We start from the raw sequence: 8,320 nt of genomic DNA, 5'->3' as shown, positions 1-8,320 counted from the left end.
GACCGGTCACACCGACACGTCGGGCGCGCCGGCCTACAACATGGCGCTGTCGCTGCGTCGTGCGAACGCCGTCAAGGACGCTCTGGTGCGCGAAGGCGTGCCGGCGACCGCGATCGCGGTGGTGGGCCGTGGCGAGCAGGGTCTGCTGGTGCAGACCGGCCCGAACGTCCGCGAGCCGCAGAACCGCCGCGTCGAAATCGTCATCCAGTAGGACGAATCGTTCATCTCAAGCCAGCCGCACCGGCAACGAACCGGTGCGGCGCGCGTTAGAAGGGAGCCGGACCTCACGGTCCGGCCCTCCGGTTGTGGCCTTCCAACCCCTCTCCCCGAGTGGCGTCGGCTGCGACCGGAGGCCTTCATCCCAGCTTCTCTTCCTAGAAATGCGCTCCGAACGTTGCGGCGCGGAAGCGCGCCGTGTCCGCTTGGTGATCGTGCCTCCCACGCGAATCCATGAACGCAACCGCGCGGCATCGTCAGTCGTTCTCTCCCTAACAATTCACGCGCAGGAGACTCCCATGCTGAAGTTCACGAATATCGCGATCGTTGCGGCGCTCGGCCTGGGTGTCGCCGCGTGCGGGAACAATCCGACGGACCGCGCCCTGACCGGCGGCGCGATCGGTGCAGGTACGGGCGCTGTCGTCGGCTCGACGATGGGCTCCCCGGTGGCCGGCGCCGTCGTGGGTGGCTTGGGTGGTGCCGCGATCGGTGCCGCCACCACGCCGCGCAACGACTACGGCTACTACCGCTAACATCGCTCTCTGACGGATGCGGGGTGGGCACGACCGGGTGCCCACCCTTTTTCGTGTGCAGACGGCAGGGGCCAATGCGAAAATGATGCATGGCCCGTCTCTTCACGCGCAACATCGAGAACTTCACGTGCGAGCGCTGTGGCACGGAAGTCGAGGGGAATGGATTCACCAACCATTGCCCGGCCTGCCTGTGCAGCAAGCATGTCGACGAGAATCCCGGTGACCGCGCGGCGGACTGTGGCGGGCTGATGGAGCCGATCGCCGTCGAGCAGGCGCGCGGCCGCTACGTCATCGTGCACAGATGCCTGAAGTGCGGCCAGGTGAAGCGCAACAAATCCTCACCCGATGACAGTTCGCGGGCGCTGGTCGAGGTCGCCCGCCGACGGGCAATGTCTTGAGGCTTCTCTCGCTTTTCGTCCTGCTCTTCGTTTCGGCGGCCGGTACGGCCGCCGCCCAGGGGGTGGAGGATATCGAGCAGGCATGGCGCGGCTGGATGGAGAAAACCCAGCGCACGCGTGGCGGCCTGGTGGTCATGCATGCCGGTCGGCCGGTGCACGAGGCGACGATGGGAGGTCTCGCCCCTGATGCATCCGTGCCGTACGCCAGCCTGTCGAAGGCGGTGACCGGCGTCTGCATCGCCACTCTGATCGAGCGAGGAACGCTTTCTTTCGAGACACCGGTTTCGCAGGCTCTGGCGCGCACGATTGCGCGCACGGGCCTGCCGGTCGATCCGCGGCTCCTGCCGGTGACGGTATCGGAACTCCTTGTCCATCGCGGCGGCTTCGGTTCGTCGATCGGCAGCGACGGCGACATGGCGAACTGGCTGTGGCGCAACTCGGGGGGGCGCACGGCCTTCGACGAGCAGCTCCGCTGGCTGTTCGCCCGCCGACTGCAATACCAGCCAGGCGAGCGTTTCGAGTACTCGAACGCGAACTACCTGATCCTGGGCGCCATCATCGAAGAGGCGGCCGGCCAGCCCTACGAACGCTACTGCAAGGACGCCATGCTGACGCCGCTCGGCGCGCGGGCTGCCCGGCTCGATCCGGCCTGGCGCATTCTCTCCAGCTACGGCGGCTGGCGCATGCCACTCGCCGACTATGCCCGCTTCTACCAGGCCTTTGCCCAAGGCAACCCTGCGATCGGCCCGCGGGCGCGGCAATGGATGATGTCGCCGGAGGGCAAGCAGGTGGGCGGCGGCGCCCATTACGGGCTGGGCACCTTCGTACGGCCGACGCCGCGCGGCGGCGGCAATTTCTGGCATGCCGGCCGCTGGGTCTACGATCTCCGCAATGCCCATGACGGGCCCCTGCACGTCTCCTACTCGACCTTCGCGGTGCGGCCGGGCGCGCTCGACGTCAACATGGTGAGCTATGCCGAGCCCGGACGCGAGCAGGGGGACGGTGGCCTCGACGGGGCCCTGGGCAATGCCGCACGGGGTGTAAAGCGGTGGCCGTGACACGTTTCGCGAGCTGAGCTACCTAGGGCGATGGGCTTGGGGAAGTCTTGGACGTCTCGGGGGAGTGGGCTCTGAACCTTCTGCATCTGCTGGCCGTGTTCGCCATCGCGGCCTGCCTCTACGTATCGCTGCCGGAATGGCAGGGCCGTTCCCGTTCGCGCAGCCTGCTGCTGGTGCCGCCGGCGCTGGCCTTCATCTGCGTCTACGTCATGATGGGTTTCGTTGCGCCGGAAAATCGCGAGCCATGGCTGTTGCGCGCCGCGCTCGGGCTGGGGCTCGCCCTGGGTGTGATTCGCGGCCTGTTCATCAAGTCCGACATCGACGAGTTCGGCCTGGTGCGCCTGCCCGGCGCACGCGACGGGCTGCTCGTGACCATGGTGATCGCGGCGGCAATGGTCACCGCGACCCTCGCGCCGCTCGTCACCGAGCAGGCGGTTGCGTGGGTGCCCTATGCGACCAGCCTCGCCGGTCTTGGCGCGACCTACCTGTCGGGTCGAGCCGTCATCGCCTATCTGCGCACGCGCTCCTAGGCGGCGCCCTTAAGCCGCGAACGAGCGGAGCACCTTGCCCGGCCGCGCGGCGGGATCGGCGCAGAAACCCTTCTCATCGGCGGCCTTCACGCCGTTGATCCAGACGCCGTGCAGGCCGATCGCGCCCGCGGTGAGGCGCGCGGCCCCGGCCGGCAGGTCGTGCGCGCGGCGCTTCGGTCCACGCGCCACGGTCTTCGGATCGAACAGCATGAGGTCCGCGGCGAGGCCCTCGCGCAGCAGGCCGCGATCCTGGATGCCGAACAGCCTGGCCGGCTGACCCGTCAGGCGATGCACCGCCTGCGGCAGGTCGAGCACGCCGAGATCGCGGCTCCAGTGACCCATCAGGTGCAGGCCGAAGCCGGCGTCGCAGAAGAAGGTGAGATGGGCGCCGGCGTCGCTCAGCGAGATGTGGGTGTTGGGATCGGCCAGGATGCGGCCGACCTGCTTGTCGTCGTTGTGCAGGAGCTGCGCCACGAACATCGTGTCGAGGTTTTCCGACAGGGCGAAGTCGAGGATGAAGTCGAACGGGTCCTTGCCGGCCGCCTTGGCGAGCTCGGCCAGGGTCGCACCTTCCATCTTGCGGTTCTCGTCCTTCGCCGTCTCGACGACGAACAGCTTGTCCCACTCGCCGTTGAACAGCAGCCGGCCGCGCTTGGCCTGCAGCTCCTCGCGCACCGAAGCGCGCCACGCCGGATCGCGATAGATCTTCCTCAGTTCGGCCGGATCGTGCGCAGCCATCGCCGGCTTCCACGCCTGCATGCTCTCGAACAGGTAGGGGCTGTGGAAGGTGAAATCCATGCTGAGCGGGCAGCACGAGGTCTGCGCCACCAGGGTGCGGCCGCGGGCGCGCGCCGCGTTCACCTGGTCGAGCGTGGCGAAGGCGGCCTCGGGGTTGGTGTTGGAATGGAACAACGCGGCAATCACCACCGGCCGGTTGGCCTCGGCCGCGATCTCCTCGAGATAGGGAATCGTGGTCGTGCGGCCCTTGGTCAGCATGTAGACGCCGGTACCGCGCTCGCCCATCGCCTTCACGAGGGTGCGCAACTCATGATCGTCGGCGAGGCGCGACGGCATCGGCGTGCCGCCCTCGCCATTGTGCGCTTCCGAGGTCGAGGAGGCGAAACCGATGGCGCCCGCCACCATGGCCTCGCGCACCAGGTCGGCCATCCGGGCGACTTCGTCGGCCGTGGCCGCGCGTTCGGTGGCGTCGGCGCCCATCACGAAGGTGCGGATGGCGGAGTGGCCGGCGAAGCAGGCGACGTTGGGGCCGACGCCGTTCTTTTCCAGCATGTCGAGATATTGCGGAAAGCTCTCGAAGCCCCAGTTGATGCCGGCGCGCAGGGCGTCGAGCGACATGCCTTCGACATGGGTCAGGTGGCGCATGGTGAGGTCGCGGTCGGCCGGCTTGCAGGGCGCGATGGTGAAGCCGCAATTGCCCAGGATCGCCGTGGTGACGCCCAGCGCCGGCGAGGGATCGACGAAGGGATCCCAGGTGATCTGCGCATCGTAGTGCGTATGGCCGTCGATGATGCCCGGCGCCAGCGCGAGGCCATCGGCCTTCACGGTCTCCCGGGCGGCGCCGAGCTTCGGGCCGATCGCGGCAATCCTGCCATCCGTCACGCCGAGGTCGCCCCGGATCGGCTGGGCGCCCGAACCATCGTGGATTTCAGCGTCCCTGATGACCAGATCGAACATGTTTTTTTCCTCCCGGAATGACCCTAGTCTGTCGCCAAGAAAATGGAACGGGAGGTTTGCATGACAGGCATGACGCGCCGCGGTTTCGTGGCGGCAGGGACGGCGGGAGCGGCGTTCGGACTGGCGCCGGCGATCGTCCGCGCCCAGGACTATCCCACGAAGCAGGTCCGGGTGGTGGTGCCCTATCCGGCCGGCGGCGGCACCGACCTGGTGGCGCGCCTGATCGTCCCGCGCCTAGCGGAAAAGTGGAAGCAGACCGTCATCATCGACAACAAGGGCGGCGCGAGCGGTATCCTGGGCAGCGAGATCGTCGCCAAGGCACCGCCCGACGGTTACACGCTGCTGATCATGACCAGCGCGCACACCATCAATCCCTACACCACCAAGGTCCTGCCCTACGACACCGAACGCGACTTCACGCCGGTTACACCGCTGGTCGAGGGTGCCATTGCCATCGTCGGCTCGCCCAAGGCGGGCATGGACACGATGGAAAAGTTCATGACTGCGGCGAAGGCCAATCCAGGCAAGTACCAGTTCGGCAGCACCGAGAACACGACCCGCATGGTCGGCGAGCTGTTCCGGGTGAAGAGCGGGCTCAAGATCGAGAACGTGGCCTACAAGGGCGCGGCGCCGATGATGCAGGAGCTGGCCGGCGGCCATATCCCGATCGGCCTCACCAGCCCACTCACGGTGATGTCGCAGCACCGGGCGGGCACGCTGCGCATGCTGGCGGTAAGCGGCACCAAGCGTCTGCCAGGCCTCGAGGACGTTCCGACCATCGCCGAGGCGGGCGTGCCGGGCGTCGATACGACCGCCTGGTTCGCGATGTTCGGCCCGGGCAAGATGCCGCCGGCGCTGGCGAGCCGCCTGCGCGATGACGTGGTCGCGGTCCTCGCCGAGCCCGAGGTGAAGGCCAAGATCCGCGACCTGTCGAGCCTGCCGGGCGGCGAGGCGCCCGACGCCTTTGCCCAGCGGATCAAGAGGGAGCTGGCGAGCTGGGGCGAGGTCGCCAAGCTGGCGGGCATCCAGCCGGAGTGATCAAGAGGACCAGGGTGCTCAGCTCGAATAGTGCCGTCCGGACTCGAGCGCCCCGCATAGCCAGCCGGCGAAAGCCACGAGCGACGGATCGCCGGCGAAGCGGACGTCGTACTGCAACGTGAAGTGCCGGCGCGTCGGGCGCCGGGCCGGGTGGGCAATGGCGATGCGACCGGCCTTCAGATCGGGCCCGAGCAGCCCTTCGATGGCGATGCCCAGCCCGAGGTCGGCAACGACCGCCTCGAGTGTCTGGCTGGCGCTTTCGAAGGTGCTGCCGCCGCGCACCGGCACGGCAAGGAAGCCGGCATGGTCCAGCCAGCGCCGCCAGTCCTCGGAGCGCGGCCGGGTGTGGAGCAGCGGCACGCGTGCGAAGTCGACCGTACCCTTTCGCAGGCGCGGTGTCGCCGCGACCGCCACGGTCGTGATCGGCATCAGGGGCCGCACGACGAGACCCGACTGTCGACCGATGCCGGAGACCGCGATCACCGCATCGAAGCGGCTGGGCAGCAGGTCGAGCGGGTTGGTGCTCGCATGGAAGTCGACCTCCAACTCGGGGAGATCGCGGCGCAGACGCGCCAGGAGCGGCAGCAGCGCGCGCGACAGGAAATGGCCATAAACACCGATGGAGAGCTGCCGGTAGTGGCGAAGCCGGACGCCGGCGGTGGCTTCTTCCAGCCGGTCGAGTGCTTCGCGTGTCCCGTCGGCCAATGAGCGGCCGACCGGCGTCAATTCGAGCCCGGTGGCGCGTCGCACGAACAGGGAGGCCTTCAGGTTCTCCTCGAGCGTCCGAACGTGCCGGCTGACGGCGCCGGGCGTGACGTTCAGCTCGCGCGCGGCGTGGGTGATCGACAAGTGCCGCGCGGCGGCCTCGAAGGCCCGCACCGCATGCAGGGGCGGGAGACGGCGGGTGCTCATAGTGTTGAGTATTACTCAAAATGCTTGGAAAAGTAATCGTTTGAGAGTGCGCAGGACTCCACGCATCCTCACCTCCATGAATGACCTTTCTCCCATCACCTCCACCCTGACGGTTCCGGCCTCGCTCGCCGGACGGTCGGCCGTCGCCCAACGCTCCGAGCACATCGCGCCCGATTGCAGCGGGCTGAACTTCTTCGCGATCGACCACAGCCTCCGGGATCTGCTCGGTCTCTACATGGAGGGGCCGCTGCTGGCTCATCTGACGAAGCACCTGAACGAGCTGGGCGAGCTTGCGGGCGGGCGCCTGAACCGGCTCGCGGACCTCGCCGACAAGCATCCGCCGGTGCTGCACCGACGCGACCGGTTCGGCCGCGACGAGGAATGGATCGAGGTCCATCCTGCCTACGACGAGATCCGCCGCATCGCCTTCGCCCGCTTCGGCATGCATGCCATGACGCACCGGCCCGGCGTGTTGGGCTGGCACGACAAGATGCCGATCCTCGCCAAGCAGGCCTTCTTCTATCTGTTCTCCCAGGCCGAGTTCGGCGTGCTCTGCCCCGTGAACCTGACCGACTGCACGTCCGACCTGCTCGAACGGTACGGTAGCGAGGCGCTCAAGGCGCGCTATCTCGACCGCATGCTGACCCAGGACATGGACCGGCTGCTCTACGGCGCGCAGTTCATGACTGAGAAGATCGGCGGCTCCGACGCCGGCGCCGCCGAGCTGACGGCCGTGCGCGACGGCGAGCAGTGGCGCCTCTACGGCGAGAAGTGGTTCTGTTCCAACGCCGACGGCGATGTCGCGGTATTGCTGGCCCGTCCCGAGGGGGCGCGGGAGGGAAGCCGCGGCCTCGGTCTCTTCCTGATGCCGCGGACGCTGCCCGACGGCTCCCGGAACGACTATCGGATCGTGCGGCTGAAGGACAAGCTCGGCAGCAAGTCGATGCCGAGCGGCGAGATCGTCTTCGAGGGTGCCGTCGCCTACCCGCTCGGAGAGATCGATCGCGGCATGAAGCAGATGCTGGAGATGGTCAATCCCAGCCGCGTTTCGCACCTGACGCGCGCCGCCGGCATGATGCGGCGCTGCCTCAACGAATCGATGCAGGTGGCGCGTCACCGCAATGCCTTCGGGCGGCGGGTGATCGACCACCCGCTGATGCGACGCCAGCTCGTGAAGATGCTGATCAAGACCGAGCAGGCGCTGTCGGCCCTCATGCTGACCACCACCATGATGGGCCGGGTCGACGATCCGGTTGCCGCGAAGGTGGTGCGCATCCTCACGCCCATCGGCAAGTACCGCGCCTCACGCGACAACATCGCCGTCGCCACGGCGGCGATGGAGGCGCGGGGCGGCAATGGCTACATCGAGGACTGGCCGAACGCCCGGCTGGTCCGGGACGCTCATCTCGGCGTGATCTGGGACGGCACGTCGAGCGTCAACGCCCTCGACGTCATCCAGCGGGCGGTCGGCAAGGAACGCGCGCATGTCCAGCTGGGCCAGGCGCTGGGCGAGCGGCTGGCCGATACGCGGGGTCTTCCCGGCCAGTTCCGTACGCGGCTCGAGACGACGCTGGCCCAGGCCCTCCGCTTTGCCGAAGAGGTTGCCGATACGCCGTCGAAGGAGCGCTTCAGCCGGGTCGCGGCCAGCGCGCTCTATCACGTCACCACCGCGGTGCTGATGGCCCACGAAGGCGCCCGTCTCGCCGCGGCCGGCGGCGATGCAAGGCGCATGCTGATGGCCCGCTTCGTTCTGGAGCATCGCCTTTCGGACCGCCCCAAGCTCGCCGCCGATGGCGGCGACTGGGAGGAGGCCGCGATCTCGGCGCTGCTCGACGAGTCGCCGGTCTCGCCCGATCAAGCATCCTCGATGCTCACGGCCTAGCGGGCAGGGCGCGCGCCATCTTCCCGATGGCGGGCCGGCCGGACCGGTGGGAAGATGG

9 protein-coding genes are annotated in these 8,320 nt (G+C 68.1%); 7 read left to right on the top strand and 2 right to left on the bottom strand.

All coding sequences use genetic code 11. The features are described from left to right. The 5 genes from Q7V45_RS10895 to Q7V45_RS10875 form a co-directional block, all read left to right on the top strand. Window positions 1–211, top strand: a 211-nt coding sequence (locus tag Q7V45_RS10895) for an OmpA family protein (RefSeq protein WP_304778348.1), incomplete at its 5' end; no start/stop codon positions are given. Between the two features lie 304 nt (window positions 212–515). Then, window positions 516–749, top strand: a complete 234-nt coding sequence (locus tag Q7V45_RS10890; protein WP_304851470.1) for a bacteriocin — start codon at window positions 516–518, stop codon at window positions 747–749. Between the two features lie 89 nt (window positions 750–838). Beyond that, entirely contained in the window at window positions 839–1,147 is a 309-nt protein-coding gene (locus Q7V45_RS10885) for an RNHCP domain-containing protein (RefSeq protein WP_304851467.1), read from the top strand. After that, window positions 1,144–2,205, top strand: coding sequence for a serine hydrolase (locus tag Q7V45_RS10880; protein ID WP_304851464.1), 1,062 nt, complete (start codon window positions 1,144–1,146; stop codon window positions 2,203–2,205). Before Q7V45_RS10885 ends, Q7V45_RS10880 begins: the two co-directional genes overlap by 4 nt. Window positions 2,206–2,252: 47 nt before the next feature. Then, entirely contained in the window at window positions 2,253–2,735 is a 483-nt protein-coding gene (locus tag Q7V45_RS10875; RefSeq protein ID WP_304851461.1) for a hypothetical protein, read from the top strand. Between the two features lie 9 nt (window positions 2,736–2,744). Here Q7V45_RS10875 and Q7V45_RS10870 read toward each other — a convergent pair whose 3' ends face one another. Continuing rightward, entirely contained in the window at window positions 2,745–4,430 is a 1,686-nt protein-coding gene (locus Q7V45_RS10870; protein WP_304851458.1) for an amidohydrolase family protein, read from the bottom strand. 60 nt (window positions 4,431–4,490) lie between these two features. On the opposite strand from Q7V45_RS10870, the gene Q7V45_RS10865 reads away from it, so the two are divergent. Then, the gene (locus tag Q7V45_RS10865) at window positions 4,491–5,468 is read left to right on the top strand and encodes a tripartite tricarboxylate transporter substrate binding protein (RefSeq protein WP_304851455.1); all 978 of its coding nucleotides are present in this window, start codon (window positions 4,491–4,493) and stop codon (window positions 5,466–5,468) included. An 18-nt stretch (window positions 5,469–5,486) separates the two neighbouring features. Here Q7V45_RS10865 and Q7V45_RS10860 read toward each other — a convergent pair whose 3' ends face one another. After that, window positions 5,487–6,380, bottom strand: a complete 894-nt coding sequence (locus Q7V45_RS10860) for a LysR substrate-binding domain-containing protein (RefSeq protein ID WP_304851452.1) — start codon at window positions 6,378–6,380, stop codon at window positions 5,487–5,489. Window positions 6,381–6,456: 76 nt separating this feature from the next. Here Q7V45_RS10860 and Q7V45_RS10855 point away from each other — a divergent pair, with 76 nt between their 5' ends. Next, window positions 6,457–8,262 carry an acyl-CoA dehydrogenase family protein gene (locus tag Q7V45_RS10855; RefSeq protein ID WP_304851449.1) on the top strand — a complete coding sequence of 602 codons (1,806 nt, stop codon included), beginning with the start codon at window positions 6,457–6,459 and terminating at the stop codon, window positions 8,260–8,262. Window positions 8,263–8,320: the final 58 nt, after the last annotated feature.

It is taken from the genome of Reyranella sp., from assembly GCF_030651995.1.
GTDB lineage: Bacteria > Pseudomonadota > Alphaproteobacteria > Reyranellales > Reyranellaceae > Reyranella.
This window is presented reverse-complemented; position numbering and strand designations above follow the sequence as displayed.